Origin of the sequence: Streptomyces sp. NPDC048192, assembly GCF_043202415.1 — a bacterium.
Lineage (GTDB): Bacteria > Actinomycetota > Actinomycetes > Streptomycetales > Streptomycetaceae > Streptomyces.
In genome coordinates, this window is sequence record NZ_JBIDAL010000001.1 from 147,701 (window position 1) to 169,536 (window position 21,836).

The window sequence follows — 21,836 nt, forward strand, 5'->3', positions numbered from 1 at the left end:
GCCGCCGGCCCTGCCGTCTGCGGTGAACCCGCCGTCTGTCCAGGCGTCCGAGGGACGGCCGTTCAGGTGATTCCCGGTTCCCGATCCCCGCGCGCGTGCAGGGGAAACGTGACTCAACCGGGCTGTCCGCACCCGCGGTTGCACACCGTGATAAGTGGCATATTCACCTGCATCCGGACAAACTGAATCCGCCGGTTCGTGATCAGGAACATCCCCGTCCGAAGAGGAGAGCGCATGGCGGAGCAGTCCTCCGAGGTCCTGTCGGAGCCGGACGAACCCGCCGCCGCCATGAGCCGGGCGGAGACCGAGACGGAGCTCGCCCAGGCGCTGGCCGCTCTGCTGGGCGCCGAGACCGTCCCGGTCGACAGCCACTTCTTCACCGACCTGGGCGCCAACTCCCTGGTCATGGCCCAGTTCTGCGCCCGGTTACGGAAGAGGGCCGATCTGCCGTCCCCGTCCATGCGGGACATCTACCGGCACCCCACGATCCAGAGCCTGGCCGCGGCTCTCGCACGCACCGCCCCCGCCGCCCCGGACCCCGCCCACGCGGCGCCGGCCCGGCCGCCTTCGTCGGAGCCCGAGGAGCCGGGACCCGAGACCGTCCCGGTGCCGATGCGGGCCGGGAACCGGTGGACCCACCTGCTGTGCGGGACCCTCCAGTTGCTGGCCTTCCTGGGCTACTCCCTCGTCTCCGGATTCGTCACCGCCAGCGGGTACGAATGGATCGCCACCGGTTCCGGCGTGGCCGACGTCTATCTGCGGTCGGTCGTGTTCGGAGGCGCCGGGTTCGTCGCCGTGTGCGCGTTCCCGGTCGTCGCCAAGTGGCTGCTCATCGGCCGCTGGCGACCGGGGGAGTTCCCCGTGTGGGGCCTGGCGTATCTGCGCTTCTGGCTCGTCAAGGCGCTGCTGCACGCCAATCCGATGCTCTTCCTCACCGGCACCCCGCTGTACGTGCTGTATCTGCGGGCACTCGGCGCGCGCGTCGGCAAGGGCGTCACGATCCTGTCCCGCACCGTCCCCGTCTGCACCGACCTGCTGACGATCGGCGCGGGCACGGTGATCCGCAAGGATTCGTTCTTCCTCGGCTACCGGGCCCACGCGGGCCGCATCCAGACCGGCCGGGTCACGCTCGGCCGCGACGTCTTCGTCGGCGAGAAGACCGTCCTGGACATCGACACGTCGATCGGCGACGGCGCCCAGCTCGGCCACGCGTCCGCCCTGCACCGGGGCCAGGCGGTCCCGGACGGCGAGCGCTGGCACGGATCACCGGCGGAGCCCACGCCGACCGACTACGCCAGGGTCCCGCCGGCCCGGTGCGGCACCGCGCGCCGGGCCTGGTTCGGCCTCGGCACCCTGCTGCAGCTCTTCCTGCTGTACGTCCCGTTGGTCGTCGGCGGGGTGTACCTGCTGTTCACCGAGGTGCCGGCGATCGGCAGGCGACTCGACCCGCAGACGGCCGCGCTGTCCCGGTCCCAGCTGCTCACGGACGCCCTGGTGCTCTCCCTCGTGCTGTTCTTCGGATGCGCCGCCCTGGGACTGCTGGCCCTGTGCACCCTCCCGCGCCTGCTCGGCCTGGTCGTCCGGCCCGGCCGGGTCTATCCGCTCTACGGACTCCACTACGCGCTGCACCGCGCCACGGCCCGCATGACCAACGTGAAGTTCTTCGCCTGGCTCTTCGGGGACAGCTCCTACATCGTGCCGTACCTGCGCGGCATCGGATACGACCTCTCGCGGGTGGAGCAGACCGGATCGAACTTCGGCACCGAGGTGCGGCACGAGACGCCGCTGCTGGTCTCCGTCGGCAGCGGCACGATGGTCGCCGACGGCCTCTCCCTCGTCAACGCGGACTACTCCAGCACGTCCTTCCGGCTCTCCAGGGTCTCCATCGGTCCGCGCAACTTCCTGGGCAACAACATCGCCTATCCGGCCGGCGGCCGGACCGGCGACAACTGCCTGCTCGCGACGAAGGTGATGATCCCCCTCGACGGCGAGGTCCGCGAAGGCGTCGGGCTCCTCGGCTCACCGTGCTTCGAGATCCCCCGCTCGGTGGACCGCGACGCGCGGTTCGACCACCTGCGCACGGGTGACGCGTTCCGCCGCCGGCTCGCCGCCAAGAACCGCCACAACCTCCGCTCCATGCTGCTGATGCTGCTCGTGCGATGGCTGCACACCTTCGCGCTCACCCTGCTGGGCCTCGCCTCCGTGGACCTGTACGGCGTGGCCGGACACGTGGTGATCGCCGGGTACCTGGCGATCACGCTCGCCTTCTCCACCGCGTACTTCGTCCTTGTGGAGCGCTGCATCACCGCGTTCCGTCCGCTGCGCCCCCGGCTGTGCTCCATCTACGACCCGTACTTCTGGTGGCACGAGCGGCTGTGGAAGGTGCCGACCCAGTTCCTCGAGGTCTACAACGGAACTCCCTTCAAGAGCCTGGTCTGGCGGCTGCTGGGGGTGCGCGTCGGCCGCGCGGTGTTCGACGACGGCTGCTATCTGACCGAGCGGACCCTCACCGCCATCGGCGACGCGTGCACGCTCAACGCGGGCAGCAAGATCCAGTGCCACTCGCAGGAGGACGGCACCTTCAAGTCCGACCGGACCACGCTCGGCACCGGCTGCACCCTCGGCGTCGGCGCCCATGTGCACTACGGCGTGACCATGGGCGACGGCTCGGCGCTCGCCCCCGACTCCTTCCTCATGAAGGGCGAGGAAGTCCCCCCGAACGCGACCTGGGGCGGCAATCCCGCGGTGGACATGCCGGAGGGCGCCGGCCGGCCCCGCGGAACCGGCCGGGCGACCCCGGCCGCCGACACCGCCACGGCGACCGTGAGCTGAGGAAGGCCATTCGATGGAGACGTGCGTGGAAGCGGACCGGGAGTTCTGGAGCCGGGTACTCACCGCCGGCGGTGTCACCACGGTGCCCCGCTGGGTACGGGAGCCGGCCGCGGGAGCCGCCGACCTCGAGATGCCCGTGCCGGCCGAGGTGGCGCAGGCGGTGCGGGAACTGGTCCGGCACCGGGGAACGCCGGTCAGCGCGCTGATGCTGGCCGCACACCTGAAGGTGCTGGCCGTGCTGTCCGGCGAGCCCGACGTGGTCACCGGCTACACCACCGGCGTGCGCGGTGAGCCGCTGCCGTGCCGGGCGACCGTGCCGCCGGGATCCTGGCACGCCCTGCTGGCCGCCGCCGCGCACGCCGAGGCGGAGGTGCTGGCGCACCGGGAGTTCCCGGTGGAGAAGCTGCGGCGCGAACTGGGCCTGACCCGGCCGCCGTACGAGGTCGTGTTCGGTCCCCTCGGAGCCGACGAGAGCCACGCCGACGACGGCGACCTCCAGGTGCGCTGGTCCGACCGGGGCGGACGGCTGACGCTGCGCCTGCGCCACCGCACCGACGTGCTCGACGCCCCTGCCGCCGCGCGCATCGGCGGCTACCACCTCACGGCGCTCAGGCTGATGACGGCCGACCCGGCCGCCGACCACACCCGGCAGAGCCTGCTGCCGGTCGAGGAGGTGCGGGAGCAGCTGGAAGGCCTGGCCGGGCCCCGCCGGCCGCTGCCGGACGCCCGGGTGCACGAACTGTTCGAGCAGCGCGTACGGGCGCATCCGCAGGCCGTCGCGGCCGTGCACGGCGAGCGGCAATGGACGTACGACGAGCTCAACCGGCGCGCGAACAGGCTGGCACGGGCGCTGCTGGCGCGGGGCCTGGGCCGCGAGGACGTGGTCGCCGTCGTCACCGAACGCGACCTCGACTGGCTCGCCGCGGTGCTGGCCGTGTTCAAGGCGGGCGGCACCTACCTGCCCATCGAGCCGCACTTCCCGGCCGGGCGCATCGCGGCGACGCTGTCCCGGGCGGGCTGCCGGCTGGTGCTGACCGAGTGCGGCAGCACCGGCAGCCTCGACCAGGCGCTGGCCACGCTCCCGGACGTCACGGCACTGCGCACCGACACCGCCTGCGCCGAAGGGCACGCCGACCACGACCCCGGCGTCCGGGTGGACCCCGGCGACCTCGCCTACATCTACTTCACGTCCGGCTCCACCGGCGAGCCCAAGGGAGCGATGTGCGAGCACGCGGGCATGCTCAACCATCTCCACGCCAAGATCGACGACCTGGCGCTCGGCGAGGGATGCGTGGTGGCGCAGACGGCCCCGCAGTGCTTCGACATCTCCCTGTGGCAGCTGCTGGCCCCGCTGCTGGCCGGCGGGAGGACCCTGCTGGTCGAGCAGGACGCGATCACGGACGTGGAGCGCTTCGTCGACACGCTGGAGCGCGGCCGGGTCACCGTGGCGCAGCTCGTGCCCTCCTACCTGGAGGTCGTCGTCTCGTATCTGGAGCGGCACCCGCGCACCCTGCCGGACCTGCGGTGCGTGTCGGTGACCGGCGAGGCGCTGAAACGGGAGCTGGTCCAGCGCTGGTTCGCCGTCCGCCCGGGAACCGGGCTGCTCAACGCCTACGGGCTGACCGAGACGTCGGACGACACCAACCACGAACTGCTCACCGAGGTGCCCGAGCGGGTGCTGCTCGGACGGCCCGTCAACAACGTCCGCGTCTACGTCGTGGACGAGCACCTGTCCCTGGTGCCGCTCGGCGCCCCCGGACTGATCGCTTTCTCCGGCGTCTGCGTCGGCCGGGGATACGTCAACGACCCCGAGCGCACCCGCGAGGCCTACCGCAGGGACCCGTACCGGCCGGGCGAACGGCTCTACCTGGGCGGCGACTGGGGACGCTGGCACCCCGGCGGCAAGCTGGAGTTCCTGGGCCGCCGGGACAGCCAGGTCAAGATCCGCGGATTCCGGATCGAGATCGGCGAGATCGAGAACACGCTGCTGCGCGTGGACGGCGTGCGCGAGGGCGCGGTGGTCGTCGCCGAGCGGCCCGGCGGCGGCAAGCAGCTGATCGCCTGGTACACCGGGCGACGGCAGCCGCCCGAGGCCCTGCGCGAGGCGCTCGCCGCGACACTGCCCGACTACATGGTCCCGGCGGCCTTCCACTGGCAGGAGAGCCTGCCGCTGACCGCCAACGGCAAAACCGACCGCAAGAGCCTGACCGCACGGGCCGAGGCAGCCGCACCGGACGCGGAGGCGGGGGACGACACCGGCCCGCTCACCCCGACCGAGCGGCGGCTGGCCGCGGCCTGGGCCGAGCTGCTCGGAGTGCCCGCGCAGCAGATCGGCCGCACGACCCACTTCTTCGACTGCGGCGGCACCTCCCTGACCGCGGTCCGGCTCACCCTCGCCCTCGACCGCGCGGTGTCCCTGAAGGACATCACCCGCCATCCGGTCCTCGCCGACCTGGCCGCCCTCGTCGACGGCACGGCCCGGCGACGCCCGGAGCTGCTGGTGCCCCTGTCCGGCGCGAGCGGCGCGCCGCGGTCCGTGCTGGTGTGCTTCCCCTACGCGGGCGGCAACGCGGTCAACTACCAGCCGATGGCGAGCGCGCTGGCGGCCGCCGGCGTGGCCGTCCTCGCCGTCGACCTCCCCGGCCACCACCTCGCCGAGCACCCGGAGCCGTTCGCGCCGCTCGAGGAGGTGGCCGAGCAGGTCGCCGCCGAGATCACCGCCCGCGGCCTGGACCGGGTCATGCTCTGGGGCCATTCCTCGGGCGCCGCACCGGCGATGGAGACGGCCAGGAGACTCGGGCGGCGAGGCGTGCGCGTGACGCGCCTGTTCCTCGCGGCGCACCTGCTCGGCACGGCCGACGGCCGGCACGCCGCCGTCGAGGAACTGACGCACCTCGACGACGCCGAGATCGCACGGCGGCTGTCCCGGGACGCCGGCTACGCCGAACTGGCCGAACTGAACGAGCGGCACGCCGCACACATCGCCGCGGCCTACCGGCACGACTGCCTGTCCGCACACCGCTACTTCCGGCAGGCCCTCCAGGCGCCGCCGCCGGAGAAACTGTCCGCGCCGGTCACCGTGGTCGTCGCCGCCGACGACCCGCACACCGCCGGCCACGCCGAACGGCACCGGGACTGGCTGCTGCTGGCCGAACACGTCGATCTGCACGAACTCGCCGACGGCGGCCACTACTTCCTGCGCACCCGTCCCGCCGACGCGGCCCAGGCCGTGCTGAAGACCGTCGTACCCCTCGCCTCCTCCTGAGCCCGTCGCATCCCCGGGCGGTCCACCGAAAGGAACCCCAGATGCCCTTCTCCTCGCCGGCAGCCGCGCTCGATGTGGAGCTGCGGCCGGACAGCCCGGCGCTGCTGCACGTCGACCCCCTCGACGACGCCCCGAGCTGGGCGGCGGAGTACCGCGAACCGCTGCGCGCACAGGTCGCCGAGCACGGCGCGGTGCTGGTCCGCGGCCTCGGGCTGCGGGACGCCGACCAGGTCGGAGCCGTCTTCGCGCGGCTGTCCGGCGGTCTGATGACGGAGCGGGAGGCCTTCGCCCCCCGCGAGGCCCGCCTTCCCGGCGTCTACACGTCCACGACCTGGCCCGCCAACCAGCCGATGTGCATGCACCACGAGCTGAGCTACCTGCTCGAGGTGCCCGGCCTGATGCTGTTCGCCTGCCTCACCGCGCCCGCGCAGGGCGGGGCGACGGCGGTGGCCGACGCCGAGGAAGTCCTGCGGGCGCTGCCCACCGCGCTCACCGAACGGTTCGAGCGGGAGGGCTGGATCCTGACCCGCACCTACAACGACGAGATCGGGGCGAGCCTCACGGAGTCGTTCGGCACCGCCGACCGCGCCGAGATCGAGCGCTACTGCCGGGCCCACGCCATCGACGCCGTCTGGCAGCCCGACGGCACCCTGCGCACCGAGCAGCGCCGCAGCGCCGTCGTCCGGCACCCGCACACCGGCCGGCGCTGCTGGTTCAACCAGATCGCCTTCCTCAACGAGTGGACTCTCGCCCCGGAGGTACGCGAGTACCTGGTGGACGTCTACGGCGCGGACGGACTGCCCTTCAACACCCGCTACGGCGACGGCAGTCCCATCGGCGAGGACGTCGTCCAGCTGATCAACGCCGCCTACGACGCGCAGACCCGGCGGGCGCCCTGGCAGGCCGGCGACCTGCTGCTCGTGGACAACATCCGCACCGCCCACAGCCGGGAGGCCTTCACCGGCGACCGGCAGGTCCTGGTGGGCATGGCCGAGCCCGTGCGCCCGGCCGGCCACACGGCGAACCCGGAGGCGAGCGAGCGATGACCGACGTACTGCCGGCCGCCACCCCGGCCACGCCCGGACCCGCACCCGTGCCGGCGTTCGCCGTGATCGGCGGCGAGCAGGTGCAGCGCGCCCTGAGCGGACGCGAGCGGCAGATCGTGGAACTGGTCGAGGCCGCCTACCGGCTGCACGACGCCGGGGACACCGTCAACCCGCCGTCGTACTTCCTCCGCTTCCCCGACCGCCCCACGGCCCGGATCATCGCCCTGCCGGCCTCCCTCGGCGGGCCGGACCGCGTGGACGGCCTGAAGTGGATCTCCAGTTTCCCGCAGAACGTGAGCGCCGGTCTGCCGCGCGCCTCCGCGGTGCTGATCCTCAACGACCACGACACCGGCTACCCGTTCGCCTGCCTGGAAAGCTCGATCATCAGCGCCACCAGGACCGCCGCCTCCGCGGCGCTCGCCGCCGACCGGCTCAGCCGCGGCCGGCCCCGCCCCACCCGCGTCGGATTCTTCGGCACGGGCCTGATCGCCCGCTACATCCACACCTTCCTCACCGGCACCGGCTGGTCCTTCGAAGCGGTCGGCGTGCACGACGTGTCCGCCGACAGCGCCGCCGGCTTCCGCGGCTACCTGAGCCAGGCCGGCACCACCGCACCGGTCACCGTCCACGACCGCGCCGAGGACCTGGTCCGCTCCAGTGACCTCGTCGTCTTCGCCACCGTCGCCGCCCGGCCCCACGTCACCGACCCGGCATGGTTCGGCCACAACCCGCTCGTCCTGCACGTGTCCCTGCGCGACCTCGCCCCCGAGATCCTGCTCGGCGCGGCCAACTTCGTCGACGACGTCGAGCACTGCCTGAAGGCCGACACCTCACCCCACCTGGCCGAACAGCTCACCGGCAACCGCGGCTTCCTGACCGGGACGCTCAGCGACGTCATGGCCGGACGCGTCGCCCCCCCGGCCGACCGGCCGGTGGTCTTCTCGCCGTTCGGGCTCGGCGTCCTCGACCTGGCCGTCGGCCGCTACGTCTACGACGAGGTGTCCCGGGCGGGCGGCCTGCGTGTCATCGATGACTTCTTCCACGAACTTCGCCGCTACGGCTGAGGCCGCCGTCCTCGGCCGGGCACCAGGAGGTCCGCCGTGCCTGTCGTCTCGGCTCCGTACGACTTCAACCAGGGCGATCTCTTCGTCGATCTGGAGTCGGTCTGCGGATACCCGCTCTATCTGAAGTGCGAGGCCTTCAACTTCGCCGGCTCCATCAAGCTGAAGGCCGCCAAGGAGATGGTGGAGAGCGCCGAACGGGACGGAGTCCTGGCGCCGGACTCCGTCCTCGTCGAGTCGTCCTCCGGGAACCTCGGCGTCGCGCTCGGCATGATCGCCGCGAGCAAGGGCTACCGGTTCCTGTGCGTGACGGACTCCCGCTGCAACCTGTCCACCCGCCTGCTGATGGAGGCGCTCGGCAACGAGGTGCACATCGTCGCCGACCAGGACTCCAACGGCGGGTTCCTCGGCGCCCGCATCGAGTACGTCCGCGCCCTGTGCGCCTCCGACGACCGGTACGTCTGGCTCAGCCAGTACACCAACGAGGGCAACTGGAGGGCGCACTACCGCACCACGGGCCCGGAGATCGCGCGCCAGTTCCCGGAGCTGGACGTCCTCTTCGTCGGCGCGGGCACGACCGGGACCCTGATGGGCTGCGCACGCTACTTCCGGCGGTGGCACCGGCCGGTGCGGATCGTCGCCGTGGACAGCGTGGGGTCGGTGGCCTTCGGCGGCGAGCCGGGCCGCCGGATGATCCCGGGCCTCGGCATGAGCATGCGCCCGCCGCTGCTCGACGAGTCCTGCGTGGACGAGGTGATCCGGGTGGAGGAGACGGACACCATCCGCATGTGCCACCGCCTGGCCCGGCGCGGCTTCCTGTTCGGCGGCTCCACCGGAACGGTGGTCAGCGCGGCGACCAACTGGCTGGCGCGGCACGAGGGCAGCCCCGTCACCGCCGTGGCCATCGCCCCCGACCTCGGCGAGCGCTACCTCGACACCGTCTACCAGACCAACTGGCTGCAGGACCTGTACGGCGGTGAGCTGCTCGACTCCGTGGAGACCGGGCGGTGACGGGCGCGCCGCGCGCTCACCGGGCCGGAAGGGGCTGCTCGGCCCAGACGGTCTTGCCGTCGAGGGTGTAGCGCACACCCCAGTTCTGCGCGAGCTGGGCGATGATGAACAGCCCGCGCCCGCCTTCGTCGGCGGTCTTCGCGTGCCGCAGCCGCGGCGCGACGGCGAGGCTGTCGTGCACCTCGCAGGTCAGGGAGCGGTCCTTGAGGAGCCGCAACCGCAGCGGCGGGGCGCCGTAGCGGACCGCGTTGGTCACCAGCTCGCTGACGATGGTCTCGGTGGTGAAGGCGGTCTCCGCGTCCACGCCCCAACGGCCGAGCTGCCGCCGGGCGTGGGCGCGCGCCACGGCGGCGGCCCTCGGGTCGTGGTCGAGCTGCCATGCGGCGACCTGGTCGGCGGGGAAGGCGTGGGTGCGGGCGAGGAGGAGGAAGACGTCCCCGTGGTCGCCGTCGTCGCGCAGCCGGTACAGCACCTCGTCGCACAGGTCCTGCAGCGGCCGGCCGGGCTCCGCCAGCACCCGGCGCAGGGTGTCGGAGGACGGGACGGCGCGCAGGAGGGAGGAGGTGTAGAAGGCGAGGACGCTGCCGTCGGCGACCGGGAAGGTGGCGGCGGCGAAGGGGGGACCCTCGGCACTGCCCAGCGGGGGCCCGGCGGGCAGGTCGGGGATCTCGGTCGTGCCGTCGGGATGGGCGATGACCGGCGGGGGATGCCCGGCCAGGGCGATGGCGCAGGTCTGGGCGAGGGGGTCGTAGACCGCGTAGGCCGAGCTTCCCGTGAGCGGCGAGCGCACGCCGGACGGCAGCGCCGCGCGTTCCCGGGCCAGGCCGAGGGCGGTGTCGTTGAGGCGGGCGAGCAGTTCGTCGGGTTCCAGGTCGAACGCGGCCAGGGAGTGGGTGGCGGTCCGAATCTGCCCCAGGGTGGTGGCCGCCCGGATGCCCCGCCCGTCGACCTCGCCGATCACCAGCGCGGTGCGGGCGCCGGGCAGCGCGAAGGTGTCGAACCCGCCTCCCCCGCCCGTCGGGGACGGCATGCGCAGGGCCGCGGTCTCGAGGCTCGACCCCTTGGCGGGGCAGGGCAGCAGCACATCGCGCTGAATGGTCAGGGCGATGGTGTGTTCGCGGGTGTAGCGGCGGGCGTTGTCGATGCACAGCGCGGTGTGGGCGGCCACCGCCATGGCCAGGGCGACATCGCTCTCGTCGTGGCGGTCCGCCCGTCCGGTGCGGTACAGGCTCAGCAGCCCCAGCACGGTCCCGCGCAGGGTCAGCGGCGCGGTGATGAGACTGCGGGCGCCGGAGGCCCGGATCGCCGCCCCGCGCGGCGGGTCTGCCGCCAGCCAGGGCGTGTCGGCGTCGAGACAGACCAGGCGGGGCCTGAGATCGGCCAGCGTCTGGGCGTACGGCGTCGTGGCCGCGAGAGCGCGCACATCACCCACCGGATGCGCCCCCAGCTGCTCCTCCCCGCCGCTGCGCCCGAAGGCGATACGGCGCAGGGGCACCCCCCGCGCCAGGGGGCTGGGCGGCGGATCCTCGCCGCGGGCCACGGCGTCCACCACGTCCACCACGGCGACGTCCGCCAGCCCGGGCACCACCTCCCGCACCAGTTCCTCGCAGGTGACCACCAGGTCGAGGGTCTGTCCCACGTGCTTGCACACCGAGCCCAGGAGGCGCAGGCGGGCGGTGAGCTGCGCGCAGTCGGTGACGTCGGCCATCTCCACCAGCAGCCCGCCGACCGCCCCCTGACGGTCTGTCAGGCGGGTGGCGGAGACGGAGAACAGGCGCTCCGAGCCGGACGTGCCGTCCGGGCGGACCCGAACCAGCCGTCCCGGTGCGGACGAACCGGTCTCCAGCACGCCGTACAGCATGGCCTCCACCTCGGCGGGCGCGGACATCGCGTACACGTCCGTGAGGCGCTTGCCGGCGATCTGCCCGGCGTCGTACCGGGCGGGGCCGGTGAGACTGCTCCGCAGGACCCGCAGCCGCCTGTCGAGGACCAGCCGGCCGGCAGGGGACGGACGGAACAGGGCGTCCACCAGCGCCGCGTCCTCGACGGGTGAGAGGGGTTCGTTCTCCGCCACGGCAACCCACCTCCACCTTCCAGCCTGCCCCCGGCTCCCGCGTGCCGCTCCCTCGCCCGCGCGACCTGGCGCAACGCCGCGGCGGCGGTGTGTGCCGGCCGTGTGTGTCACGGATCGCCGGCCGGCCCTCCCCGCGGGGCGGTGTCCCGCGAGACACTGGCGGCCCGATGCCGTTCCGAGGAGTTGCGATGCAGGTAGCCGTGGTCACCTTCGACGGGTTCAACGAACTCGACAGCTTCATCGCCTCCGCGCTCGTCAACCGGTGCCGCAAGGACGGTCTGGAGGCCTTCATCACCACCCCGACGCCGGTGATCAGGTCGATGAACGGCGTCGAGGTGACCCGGCAGCGCCCGATGGAGTTCGTGACCGAGGCCGACGCGGTGCTGATCGGCAGCGGCGTGCGGACACGGGACGTGGTCGCCGACGACCGGCTCCTCTCCGAGCTGCGGCTCGACCCCGCGCGGCAGCTGATCGGCGCGCAGTGCTCCGGAGCCCTGGTGCTCGCCCGGCTGGGCCTGCTGGACGCCATGCCGGCCTGCACGGACACCAGGACCCGGCCCTTCGTCGAGGCCTGCGGCGTCACCGTGCTGGACGCGCCGTTCCACGCCGAGGGGAACATCGCCACGGCGGGCGGTTGCCTGGCCTCCCAGTACCTCGCCACATGGGTGATCACCCGCATGCTCGGCGAGACCGCCGCGCGCGAGGTGCTGGCCTACGTCAGTCCGGTCGGCGAGAACGAGGAGACCGCCGAGCGCGCCCTGGGCGCCGTCCGCGCGGGGGAGGCCGCACTGCACTGACGGTCCGCCCGCCGCCGCCGCGCCTACCGAGGAGGAGCCCGGGGTGCCGTCCACCGAGCTGAGGCACACGTACCAGGTCGCCGCGCCGCCGGCGGACGTCTTCGCACACCTGGCCGAGCCGTCGCACTACATAGGCCTGTCACCGCTCCTCGTCGCCGTCCGCGACGTGCGCCGCAGCGGTGACACCGTGCGCTACACGGCGGTGGAACGCTTCCGCTTCCTGGGCGTCGCGTGGCACGACAACGTCATCGACGTCACGCTGGTCGCCGACGCGGACGGCCTTCCGCACTGCGCCGAGGTCTCCGGCGAGGTCCGCAGCCCCGGCCGGGTCCGCATGAGCTACCGCTTCGCCATCGACCGCGACGAGGCCGGCAGCGTCGTCACCGACATCCTGCGCCTGCGGACGCCGCCGGGCCTGCTGCGCTTCGCCGCCTCACAGGCGGGAGCGGTCCAGCGGGCCCGGGCCCGTGTCCTGGCGGGCCGCCTGGGAGGAGGCGGGGGGCCGGCAGCGCCGCCCGCCGGCCGGCACACCGTTCCCCCTGCGCCGTAGGCGGTCGGGCGGCTCAGCGCACCCGGCCCCGTGCCTTCAGCGGTACCGGCGGCAGTTCCGGCGCGGGCAGCGGATCGCCGTCGTAGCCCTTGACCTCCCCGAACCGCGAGCCGTTCATCCAGTCCCGCCGGGCCTGTTCGATGTCGTCCTGCGTGCGTCCCACGAAGTTCCACCACATGATCAGCTCCTCCGCGAACGGTTCGCCGCCCAGGAGCATGATCCCGGCGTCCGACTCCGCGCGCAGCGGGAGCTCGGAGCGGCCGCAGCCGAGGTAGAGCATCGAGCCCGGCAGTACGGGCACGCCGTCGACGTGGACCTCGCCGGACATGGCGAGGACGCCGTACTCGAAGTCGGGCTCCAGGGGCAGGCGTACGTCGGCGCCGCGGGCGAGGGCGAGGTCCGCGCCGACGATCGGGGTGTACGCCGTACCGGGCGAGGCGGAGCCGTCGAGGTCGCCGAGGATCACCGTGGCGGTCAGGCCGGGCGCGGTGACGGTGGGCAGGTCCGGGTGGTACTCGAACTTCGGTTCGGTGTGGCGGTGTCCGTCGGGCAGGGCGACCCACAGCTGGGCCCCGTGCAGGAAGCGGGCGTGCGGACGGGGGCTCTCCTCGGAGTGGCTGATGCCGCGGCCCGAGGTCATCAGGCCCAGCTGCCGGGGCCGGATCGTCTGCAGGCTGCCCGTCGAGTCGCGGTGCAGCACCTCGCCCTCGTGCAGCCAGCTGACCGTCTGCAACCCGATGTGCGGGTGCGGCGGGACCTGCATGCCGGGTTCGTCGGCGATGTCGTCCGGGCCGTAGTGGTCGACGAAGGCCCACGCGCCGATCATGCGGCGGCCGAGGTTCGGCAGCAGCCGCCGCACCTCGGTCGACTCGCCCAGCTTCACCTGTCGGGGGCTCAGCAGCTCGCGTACGGGCTCGGCCACCACGAATCCGCGGCCGCCGCAGAGGCCGGGCACGGGCGCGCGGTCAAGATTGCTCATGGCGTCCAACTTAGCGGCGCGGCTGCCGTGGCGGTGCGTGCGGGACCACGGATTTTCCACGGTCGGGCTCGGTCTGGCTCGGTCGGGCCCGATCAGGTCGGTCAGGGGCGGGGAGTGACCGGGGAGCGTGGCCGTGTCACGGGTGGGTGGCGCCGGCGGACGGCACGGCCGTGGTGGGGGTGGCCGGGCTCGGGACCGGGGTCGGAGTGCCCGTCGTCGGGTGCGGGGGGCGGGCCGGCTCGGTGGGGCGGGACGGGCCGCCGCGTACCGCGAGGAACACCAGCGCGGCCACCGCGGCCAGCGCCAGCGCGCCCACCACCGCCCGGCGCAGCCGCACCACCCGCCGGGGCCGCACGGCGGCCGTCGGCGGGCGCAGGGGCCGCAGGTCGGCCGGGCCGACGGAGTGCGCTCGCGCGGCCAGGGCGGCCCGGAGCCGCTCCTCGACCGCCGGCCGGGCGGTGTCGTGACCGGACAGGCTCATCGCAGTCCCTCCAGACGTCGGCCGAGGGCGTCCAGGGCCCGGCTGGCCGTGGACTTCACGGCACCCCGCGACAGCCCGAGCGTCGCGGCGATCTCCGCCTCGCTCAGATGCGACCAGTACCGCAGCACCAGCACCTCCCGCTGCCGCCGGGTCAGCGTGCGCAGCGCCGCCAGCACCTCGCGGTGGTCCTCGTGCAGCAGCACGTCCTCCTCCGGGGCGGGCGCGTGCTGCTCGGCGGCGGGGGTGTGCGCCCGCACGGTCCGGCGCCGGCGCAGCACCGAGCGGGCCGCGTTGACGACACTGGTCCTCAGATACGCCTCCGGGTCGTCGAGCGAGCCGAGCCGGTGCCCGTGGCGGCGGAAGAGCGCGGTGAAGGCGTCCTGGACGACGTCCTCCGCCGTCGGCAGATCGTCCACGAGCAGCACCGCGAGCCGGACCAGGGCGAGCCGGCGGTGGTGGTACAACTCCTCGATCCCGGGCGGCTGTTCGCGGCCGGAGCGGGCGACCGGAGCCGTGTCGGAGCCGGTGCCGGGGGACGCCGGGTCCGCCGGGGCGCCGGTACCGGTGCGGGCGAGGACACGGGTGCGCAGCGCCCGCCCGAGCCGCCGCCAGGGCGCGGGGCGTCGCGGCACGCCGGGTGCGGGGTCCCAGGGCAGGGCCGCCGCCGGTGGTGTGGCTGTCGTCATGGGTCTCCCGGGGCCGGAAGCGGCCGCCGCCGGACGGCGGCCCCGCTCCCGGCGCCTTCACAGGTCGTGCTGCTCAGCCTCGGCGGTGCTGCGGAACCGGCGTCGGCAGGCCCGGCCGGCCGGCGTGTGCGGGCACGGACGGTACGGGGCTGGGGGTGGCGTGTGCGGGTACGGACGGTACGGGGCTCGGGGTCGCGGTCGTCGGCCGCGGCACCGGGGTCGCGCTGGCCGGCGCGGGCGACGGCGTCGCCGTACGGGCCGGTGACGGGACGGGCGACGGGGTGGCGGTGCGGGCCGGTGACGGGACGGGCGACGGGGTGGCGGTGCGGGCCGGGGAGGGCGCCGGCGAGGGGGTGGCGTGGCTGCCTGCCTGGGCCGCCTGGGCCGTGATGGTGCCGGCGACGGCCAGGGCCGCGCCCACGGCGGAGACCCCCAGGGCGGCACGCAGCCTGCGGGCACGGCTGGGCTGGGACAGACGGTGTGCGGACATGAGTTCCTTCGGTCGTTCGGAGTCGGACATCGGGTCGAAGTGGAGGCCTCCACCCGGACAGACGTCCGACCCCGGCCGAGGTTGCAGGGCCGCCCGAGAATTTTTCCGAGGGCGCCTCACACCCGGATGGCGCCCCCCGGAACCCCGGCCGACCATGGAAGCAAGGGGTACGGCTGCCGTCAGCGGCCGGAAGGGAGGACGCCGTCATGCTGGAAGTGAAGACGGTCGAGAAGCCGGACGAACGGCGCGACTTCCCCCGCGGCCGCATCGAAGCCCTCCACCTGAGCGGACTGGATTTCGCCGTGGCCACCTTCGAACCCGGCTGGCGCTGGTCCGAGTCCGTGGCCCCGCTCGCGGGCACCGAGAGCTGCATGGTCCACCACAACGGCTATGTGGTCCGGGGCCGCATGCGCATCCGCATGGACGACGGCGGCGAGTCCGAGGTCGGCCCCGGTGACGTGTTCGTCTGCACGCCCGGCCACGACGCCTGGGTGGTGGGCGACGAGCAGGTCGTGGTGTTCGACTTCGCCGGGACCATGGCCAACGAGTACGCGAAGGGCTGACAGCGCGGGACCGGCCGGTCACACCGGCAGCAGCCGGGCTATGAGTGCGCCGAGCTGACGGGCCGTACGGCACTCATGCATCTCGACCAGGCCGGCGTACGCGGGCGCGGCCGAGTCGCCGGTGCCCCACTGGGCGCGCGGCTCGGGGTTCAGCCAGTACACGCGCCGGGCCCGTCCGGCGATCTCCCGCACGGCGGCCAGGTTCGGGTCGCTCATGTTCGTCCGGGCGTCACCGAGGACGAACACGGTGGTGCGCGGGCCCACCGCGTCGCCGTACCGCTCGGCGAACTCGCCCAGCGCCATGCCGTAGTCGCTGCTGCCGTGCCAGCCGGTGAGCGTGGCCTCGGCGTGGATGCGGGCGCCGAGGCCCTCCGGGTCGGCGCGGCCATGGTCGAGCAGCGCGGTCACCTCGTCCAGCCGGTTGACGAAGGCGAACACCCGGACCTTGCCGAACTGGTCGTGCAGCGCCTGGACCAGGAGCATCGTGAAGTCCGAGAAGCCGGACACCGAGCCGGACACGTCGCACAGCAGCACCAGTTCGGGGCGCACCGGGCGGCGTCGGCGCAGCACCGGCCGCATGGGCACCCCGCCCGTGGACAGCGAGGAGCGCAGGGTGCGGCGCAGGTCGATGGTGCCGCGGGCGGCCCGGCGCCGGCGCGCGGCGAGCCGGGTGGCCAGCTTGCGCGCGAGCGGCTGGACGGTCCTGCGCAGCTCGGCCAGTTGCGTGCGGTTGGCGTACAGGAAGTTCACCCGGTCCGCGGTCGGCACGACCCCGCGCCGGGCGATCTCCTCCCGCCCGCGCCGCTCGGCGACCCGGCGCCGCGCCTCCGCCCCGACCATCCGCCGGAACTCCTCGATCCGGCGCCGGATCTCGTCGTCCAGCAGCCGGTCGGCGAACCCCGCACCGCTGCCCCGCCCGCCCCGGACATCGGCCCGTACCCGGGCCAGCAGGGTCTGCGGGCGCAGCTGTTCGAGCGTCTGGTACGCCGAGAAGCCGTCCGAGCCGGACGACCCGCCGTAGCCGCCGAAGCCGTCGACCGCCTCCACCGCCAACCGGGCCATCAGCGCCCGGTCGTCGGCGGCCAGGGCCTTCGCGAGCCGGTCGCGCAGCTCGTCCCGGTTCCCGGGGCCGCCGTCCGGGCCCCCGACGCCGCGCGGGAAGTACAGGTCGAAGACCGGGTCGAACACCGCCCGCTGCCCCGGCCCGTGCAGCAGGGTGGCGGCCAGCCCCTCCCGCAGGCGCTCGCGGTCCGTGAGCCCCAGCGCCTCCACCGCGCGGGCCGCGTCCACCGTCTCGCCGGTGCCGATCGGCACGCCGTGCGCGCGCAGCGCCGCGACCAGCCCGGTGATCCGCTCGGCGAGCTCGGTCACAGCGCGTCCAGGTCGAGCTTCGCCGCCGCCTTCTGGATGTCGTCCTGGTGCTTGAGGATCACGCCGAGGGTGTCCCGTACGACCGTCTCGTCCAGAGTGCCCGCGCCCAGCTCCAGCAGGGTGCGCGCCCAGTCGACGGTCTCGGCGACGGACGGCGCCTTGCGCAGGTCCATGGCGCGCAGCGCCCCGACGACCCGCACCACCGACTCGGCCAGCGCCGCGCCGAGGCCCGGCACCTTCAGCCGTACGATCCGCCGTTCCAGCTCCTCGTCGGGGAAGCCGATGTGCAGGAACAGGCAGCGGCGGCGCAGCGCCTCGGACAGCTCCCGGCCGGCGTTGGAGGTCAGGACGACGAACGGGCGGCGGGTCGCGGTGACCGTGCCCAGCTCCGGGACCGTGATCTGGAAGTCGCTGAGCACCTCCAGCAGCAGGCCCTCCATCTCGACGTCGGCCTTGTCCGTCTCGTCGATCAGCAGCACCGTCGGCTCGTCGCCGCGGATGGCGGTGAGCAGCGGGCGGGGCAGCAGGAACTCCTCGCTGAAGATGTCGGTGCGGGTCTCGTCCCAGCTCTCGTCGCGGCCCGCGCTGATGCGCAGCAGCTGCTTGGCGTGGTTCCACTCGTACAGCGCCCGGGACTCGTCCACGCCCTCGTAGCACTGCAGCCGGACCAGGCGGGCCCCGGCGACCTGGGCGACGGCCTTCGCCAGCTCGGTCTTGCCGACCCCGGCCGGGCCCTCGACGAGCAGCGGCTTGCCCAGCCGGCCGGCGAGGAAAACGGTCGTGGCGACGGCGGGCGAGGCGAGGTAGCCCGTCTCGGCGAGGCGGGCGGCGACGTCGTCGACGGACGTGAACAACGGGGCCTCCGGCGGGTCGAGATTGCTGTGCCGGCTCCTATCTAAGCGCTTGTTCAGCTCGTCTGTCACGTGGTTCCCGGTGGCGGGCCGCCCGCCCCCGCGGCCGGAGGGGGCGTGCCGCATACACCGATCGGTTTTCTTTCGTCCCCGGGTCCCGTTAACCTCGCTCCATGGTCTCCAGCGACACCATGTCCCCGCGCGAGCGGCTGCTCGACGCCGCGGCCCGGCTCTCCTACCGCGACGGGGTCTCCGTCGGCATCGAGGCGCTGTGCCGGGAGGCGGGCGTCTCCAAGCGGTCGATGTACCAGCTCTTCGACAGCAAGGACGCGATGCTGGCCGCGAGCCTGGAGCGGCGCATCCCCGGTTACGAGGCCCGGCTCGCGCACCCCGACCCCGAGTCCGCCACCCCGCGCGAGCGCATCCTGCACGTCTTCCGGCGCCTGGAGCAGGCGTCCCTGGACGCCGACTACCACGGCTGCCCCTACCTCGCCGTTCTCGTGGAGCTCAAGAACCCCGAACACCCGGCGACCCGGGTCGCCCGCGGCGTCAAGGAACGGCTGACCGAGGCCTTCCGCGCCGAGGCCGAACGCGGCGGCGCCCGCGACCCCGGGTTCCTCGCCCGGCAGCTCCTGCTGGTCTTCGACGGCGCCAGCGCCCGGGCCGGCGCCGGAGTGGAACGCCTGGACGACGGCCTGGCGACGGCGACGGTGACGGCGCTGCTGGACGCGGCCGGGATGCGGTAGCGCCGCCAAGAGATCCGGGCCGCGCCCGACGCGCCCGGGGTGGGCCGGCGCGGGGCCGCCCCGCGAGGCCTTCCCGGGTCCGCTCGGTGACACGGCGGTGTGCGGAGCGTTGCGTCAGCCGAGCAGGATCACTTCCAGGGTGCGCGGGCCGTGCACGCCCTCCACCCGGTCCAGTTCGATGTCGCTGGTGGCCGACGGGCCGGAGATCCACGTCGACGGGCGGGCGGGATCGAGGCGTTCGAGGGCCTGCGGGACCGAGGAGACCACCTGGTCCGGGACGCGGACGACGCAGATGTGGTGGTCCGGGACGAGCGAGATGCGGCGCCGGCCCTGGTCGGGGGAGCCGTCCAGGACGATCGTGCCGGTCTCGGCGATCGCCACCGCGCAGCCGGTCACCACGCTGTCCACCCGGTCCAGCTCCTGCGGTGTGCTGTCCGGACGGTCCTCGATCCGCGCCACGTCCGCGGCGGCCAGCCACGGTCCCGGCAGCCCGGGCGGCACCAGCACCTGCCGCGCGCCGTGCTCGGCCAGCAGCCGCCGGACGAGGTCCGCGACCGATCCGGCGTCGGCGCGGTGCACGATCGCCCGGTAGTCCGCCAGGTTCCCGGCCAGCAGCTCCACCGTCTCCTCGGTGGTCCGCGTCCCGTGCTCGCGCAGATAGTCCCGGACGACGGCCTCCTCGTACGGCCGCTCGTCCGCGGGCACGTCGGCGAGCGCCCGCCGTACCCGGCCCAGGATCCTTTCCCTGCTGCTCACTTGGCGCCGTCCTTTCCGCCGCGCGTGCGCTGCCACCAGTCGCGGAAGGGCTCCGCCGGCACGGCCGGCAGGTCCCGGGTCCCGGTCCAGGCGCGACCCGGGCCCGGCAGAGTACGGGGGTGCAGCCGGCGGGTGCGGGAGGCGAGCCGCTGGCCGGTGCGCAGGGCTGCGGGGTGGACGAAGGCCCAGCGCGCCGCGCGCATGGCCGCCCGCTCCGCCGCGTGCCCCTTGGCGGGCTTCAGCACGACCTTGTTGCCCTGCCGCACCGCCGGACCGCCCTGCACGACCCGCTCCCGCAGATGCACCAGCACCTCGGGGATGTCGATGGCGACCGGGCACACCTCGTAGCAGGCGCCGCACAGACTCGACGCGTACGGCAGCGAGGCGTCGATCTCGCTCGCCGTGCCCCGCAGTTGCGGGCTGAGGATGGCGCCGATCGGCCCGGGGTACACCGAGCCGTAGGCGTGGCCGCCCGCCCGCTCGTACACCGGGCAGACGTTCAGGCAGGCCGAGCAGCGGATGCAGCGCAGCGCCTGGCGGCCGACGGTGTCGGCGAGGGTGTCGGTGCGGCCGTTGTCGAGCAGCACGAGGTGGAAGGCGCGGGGGCCGTCCTCGTCCGTGGTGCCGGTCCACATGCTCGTGTACGGGTTCATGCGCTCGGCGGTGGAGGAGCGGGGCAGGGTCTGCAGGAACACCTCCAGGTCCCGCCACGTGGGCACCACCTTCTCGATGCCCACGACCGAGATCAGCGTCTCCGGCAGGGTCAGGCACATCCGGCCGTTGCCCTCGGACTCGACGACGACCAGGGTGCCGGTCTCGGCGACCATGAAGTTGGCGCCGGAGATCCCCACCTTCGCGCGCAGGAACTTCTCCCGCAGGTGCAGCCGGGCGGCCTCGGCGAGTTCGGCCGGCGTGTCGGTCAGGCCCTCGGGAGCCGGGCGTCCCCACTCGCCCATCTCCGAGCGGAAGATGTCCCGGATCTCACCCCGGTTGCGGTGGATGGCCGGCACCAGGATGTGCGAGGGCCGGTCCTTGCCCAACTGCACGATCAGCTCGGCGAGATCGGTCTCGTAGGCGCGGATGCCCTCCGCCTCCAGGGCCTCGTTGAGCCCGATCTCCTGCGTCGCCATCGACTTGACCTTGACGACCTCCGACTCGCCGGTCGCCTTCACCAGACCGGCCACGATCCGGTTGGCCTCCTCGGCGTCCGCCGCCCAGTGGACCGTACCGCCCGCCGCCGTGACCGACTCCTCCAACTGCTCCAGATACCGGTCGAGACGGCGTAGCGTGTGGTCCTTGATCAGGCGGCCCGCCTCGCGCAGCGCCGCCCAGTCGTCCAGCTCGGCGACCGCGCGGGCCCGCTTGGCGCGGATGGTGTGCGTCGCGTGCCGCAGATTGCCGCGCAGGGTGGGGTTGTGGACGGCGTCGTGCGCGGCCTTCGGGAAGGCCGGCATGCCGACGAACGTTCCGCTCATACCGCCGGTTCCTCCTCCGTGCTCGCCAGGATCTCCGCGATGTGCACCGGCCGCATCCCCGCCTTGAGCCGGCTCATGGTGCCCCTGATGTGCATCAGGCACGAGTTGTCGGCCGCGCACAGCACCTCGGCGCCCGTCGAGACGGCGTTGCGCACCTTGTCCGCGCCCATCGCCGCCGACACCTCCGCGTTCTTCACCGCGAAGGTGCCGCCGAAGCCGCAGCACTCCTCGGCGCCCGGCAGCTCCACCAGCTCCAGGCCCTTCACCGCCTGCAGCAGCCGCCGGGGCCGGTCGCCCAGGCCCAGCGAGCGCAGCCCGTGACAGGTCGGATGGTAGGTGACCGTGTGCGGATAGTACGCGCCGACGTCCGTCACACCGAGGACGTCCACCAGGAACTCCGTCAGCTCGTACGTCTTCGGCACCACCGGCGCCAGCGTCCGCGCCAGCGAGTCCCCGCGCCCCTCCGCGCGCGCCCGCTCGCCCAGGCGCGGATACAGCTCCCGCACCATCGCCCCGCACGACCCGGACGGGGTCACGATCGCCTCGTAGCCGCCGAAGACATCGGAGAAGTGCCGGGCCAGCGGCTCGGCCTCGTGCCGGTAACCGGTGTTGTAGTGCGCCTGCCCGCAGCAGCTCTGACCCATCGGGAAGTCGACGTCCACACCCAGTCTGGTCAGCAGTTTCACCACGGCACGGCCGGTGTCCGGATAGAGCGTGTCGTTGACACAGGTCAGGAACAGGGCGACACGCATCGCGGCTCCTCGTAATCGGTCATCGGACGAGTGCAGGGTAGTCGGCGGGC

19 protein-coding genes are annotated in these 21,836 nt (G+C 73.6%); 9 read left to right on the forward strand and 10 right to left on the reverse strand.

The window, feature by feature from the left end:
• Nucleotides 1-234: 234 nt before the first annotated feature.
• From ACGFZN_RS00650 to sbnA, 5 genes are read left to right on the forward strand one after another with little or no spacing between them, the layout of a single operon-like run.
• Nucleotides 235-2,832: a Pls/PosA family non-ribosomal peptide synthetase gene (locus tag ACGFZN_RS00650; RefSeq protein ID WP_393856259.1), complete on the forward strand. Its 2,598-nt coding sequence runs from the start codon at nucleotides 235-237 to the stop codon at nucleotides 2,830-2,832.
• Nucleotides 2,833-2,845: 13 nt separating this feature from the next.
• Nucleotides 2,846-6,097: an amino acid adenylation domain-containing protein gene (locus ACGFZN_RS00655; protein WP_393856260.1), complete on the forward strand. Its 3,252-nt coding sequence runs from the start codon at nucleotides 2,846-2,848 to the stop codon at nucleotides 6,095-6,097.
• Nucleotides 6,098-6,138: 41 nt separating this feature from the next.
• Entirely contained in the window at nucleotides 6,139-7,143 is a 1,005-nt protein-coding gene (locus ACGFZN_RS00660) for a TauD/TfdA family dioxygenase (protein ID WP_393856261.1), read from the forward strand.
• Complete coding sequence (gene sbnB / locus ACGFZN_RS00665; protein WP_393856262.1) at nucleotides 7,140-8,207, forward strand: 2,3-diaminopropionate biosynthesis protein SbnB; 1,068 nt, start codon at nucleotides 7,140-7,142, stop codon at nucleotides 8,205-8,207. Before ACGFZN_RS00660 ends, sbnB begins: the two co-directional genes overlap by 4 nt.
• Before the next feature lie 36 nt (nucleotides 8,208-8,243).
• A complete protein-coding gene (gene sbnA, locus ACGFZN_RS00670; RefSeq protein WP_393856263.1) occupies nucleotides 8,244-9,215 on the forward strand; it encodes a 2,3-diaminopropionate biosynthesis protein SbnA in 972 nt (323 codons plus the stop codon).
• 16 nt (nucleotides 9,216-9,231) lie between these two features.
• Here sbnA and ACGFZN_RS00675 read toward each other — a convergent pair whose 3' ends face one another.
• Nucleotides 9,232-11,289, reverse strand: coding sequence for a SpoIIE family protein phosphatase (locus ACGFZN_RS00675; RefSeq protein WP_393856264.1), 2,058 nt, complete (start codon nucleotides 11,287-11,289; stop codon nucleotides 9,232-9,234).
• A 188-nt stretch (nucleotides 11,290-11,477) separates the two neighbouring features.
• Between ACGFZN_RS00675 and ACGFZN_RS00680 the strand changes: the two genes are divergently transcribed.
• Nucleotides 11,478-12,086, forward strand: a complete 609-nt coding sequence (locus tag ACGFZN_RS00680; RefSeq protein WP_393856265.1) for a DJ-1/PfpI family protein — start codon at nucleotides 11,478-11,480, stop codon at nucleotides 12,084-12,086.
• Nucleotides 12,087-12,129: 43 nt separating this feature from the next.
• On the forward strand, nucleotides 12,130-12,636 hold the full coding sequence (locus ACGFZN_RS00685) for an SRPBCC family protein (RefSeq protein WP_393856266.1): 507 nt from the start codon (nucleotides 12,130-12,132) through the stop codon (nucleotides 12,634-12,636).
• A gap of 13 nt (nucleotides 12,637-12,649) precedes the next feature.
• On the opposite strand, the gene ACGFZN_RS00690 is transcribed toward ACGFZN_RS00685, so the two are convergent.
• From ACGFZN_RS00690 to ACGFZN_RS00705, 4 genes are all read right to left on the reverse strand, one after another.
• Nucleotides 12,650-13,615, reverse strand: coding sequence for a pirin family protein (locus tag ACGFZN_RS00690; protein ID WP_393856267.1), 966 nt, complete (start codon nucleotides 13,613-13,615; stop codon nucleotides 12,650-12,652).
• A 136-nt stretch (nucleotides 13,616-13,751) separates the two neighbouring features.
• On the reverse strand, nucleotides 13,752-14,096 hold the full coding sequence (locus tag ACGFZN_RS00695; protein WP_393856268.1) for a hypothetical protein: 345 nt from the start codon (nucleotides 14,094-14,096) through the stop codon (nucleotides 13,752-13,754).
• Entirely contained in the window at nucleotides 14,093-14,782 is a 690-nt protein-coding gene (locus ACGFZN_RS00700) for an RNA polymerase sigma factor (protein ID WP_393856269.1), read from the reverse strand. Before ACGFZN_RS00700 ends, ACGFZN_RS00695 begins: the two co-directional genes overlap by 4 nt.
• A 73-nt stretch (nucleotides 14,783-14,855) precedes the next feature.
• Nucleotides 14,856-15,272, reverse strand: a complete 417-nt coding sequence (locus ACGFZN_RS00705; protein WP_393856270.1) for a hypothetical protein — start codon at nucleotides 15,270-15,272, stop codon at nucleotides 14,856-14,858.
• A gap of 206 nt (nucleotides 15,273-15,478) precedes the next feature.
• On the opposite strand from ACGFZN_RS00705, the gene ACGFZN_RS00710 reads away from it, so the two are divergent.
• The gene (locus ACGFZN_RS00710; protein WP_393856271.1) at nucleotides 15,479-15,835 is read left to right on the forward strand and encodes a cupin domain-containing protein; all 357 of its coding nucleotides are present in this window, start codon (nucleotides 15,479-15,481) and stop codon (nucleotides 15,833-15,835) included.
• A gap of 18 nt (nucleotides 15,836-15,853) precedes the next feature.
• On the opposite strand, the gene ACGFZN_RS00715 is transcribed toward ACGFZN_RS00710, so the two are convergent.
• Nucleotides 15,854-17,206 (reverse strand): VWA domain-containing protein, encoded by a 1,353-nt coding sequence (locus ACGFZN_RS00715; RefSeq protein ID WP_393856272.1) that lies wholly within the window; start codon nucleotides 17,204-17,206, stop codon nucleotides 15,854-15,856.
• Entirely contained in the window at nucleotides 17,203-18,060 is an 858-nt protein-coding gene (locus tag ACGFZN_RS00720; RefSeq protein ID WP_393856655.1) for an AAA family ATPase, read from the reverse strand. Before ACGFZN_RS00720 ends, ACGFZN_RS00715 begins: the two co-directional genes overlap by 4 nt.
• 170 nt (nucleotides 18,061-18,230) lie before the next feature.
• On the opposite strand from ACGFZN_RS00720, the gene ACGFZN_RS00725 reads away from it, so the two are divergent.
• A complete protein-coding gene (locus ACGFZN_RS00725; RefSeq protein WP_393856273.1) occupies nucleotides 18,231-18,803 on the forward strand; it encodes a TetR/AcrR family transcriptional regulator in 573 nt (190 codons plus the stop codon).
• A gap of 114 nt (nucleotides 18,804-18,917) precedes the next feature.
• Here the strand turns inward: ACGFZN_RS00725 and ACGFZN_RS00730 are convergent, their stop codons facing one another.
• Genes ACGFZN_RS00730 through ACGFZN_RS00740 form a run of 3 tightly spaced genes read right to left on the reverse strand, consistent with a single transcriptional unit; the run spans nucleotide 18,918 to nucleotide 21,786 of the window.
• Nucleotides 18,918-19,559: a lactate utilization protein C gene (locus tag ACGFZN_RS00730; RefSeq protein WP_393856274.1), complete on the reverse strand. Its 642-nt coding sequence runs from the start codon at nucleotides 19,557-19,559 to the stop codon at nucleotides 18,918-18,920.
• On the reverse strand, nucleotides 19,556-21,034 hold the full coding sequence (locus tag ACGFZN_RS00735; protein ID WP_393856275.1) for a LutB/LldF family L-lactate oxidation iron-sulfur protein: 1,479 nt from the start codon (nucleotides 21,032-21,034) through the stop codon (nucleotides 19,556-19,558). The genes ACGFZN_RS00730 and ACGFZN_RS00735 overlap by 4 nt, the downstream gene beginning before the upstream one ends.
• Entirely contained in the window at nucleotides 21,031-21,786 is a 756-nt protein-coding gene (locus tag ACGFZN_RS00740; RefSeq protein ID WP_393856276.1) for a (Fe-S)-binding protein, read from the reverse strand. Before ACGFZN_RS00740 ends, ACGFZN_RS00735 begins: the two co-directional genes overlap by 4 nt.
• Nucleotides 21,787-21,836 lie beyond the last annotated feature (50 nt).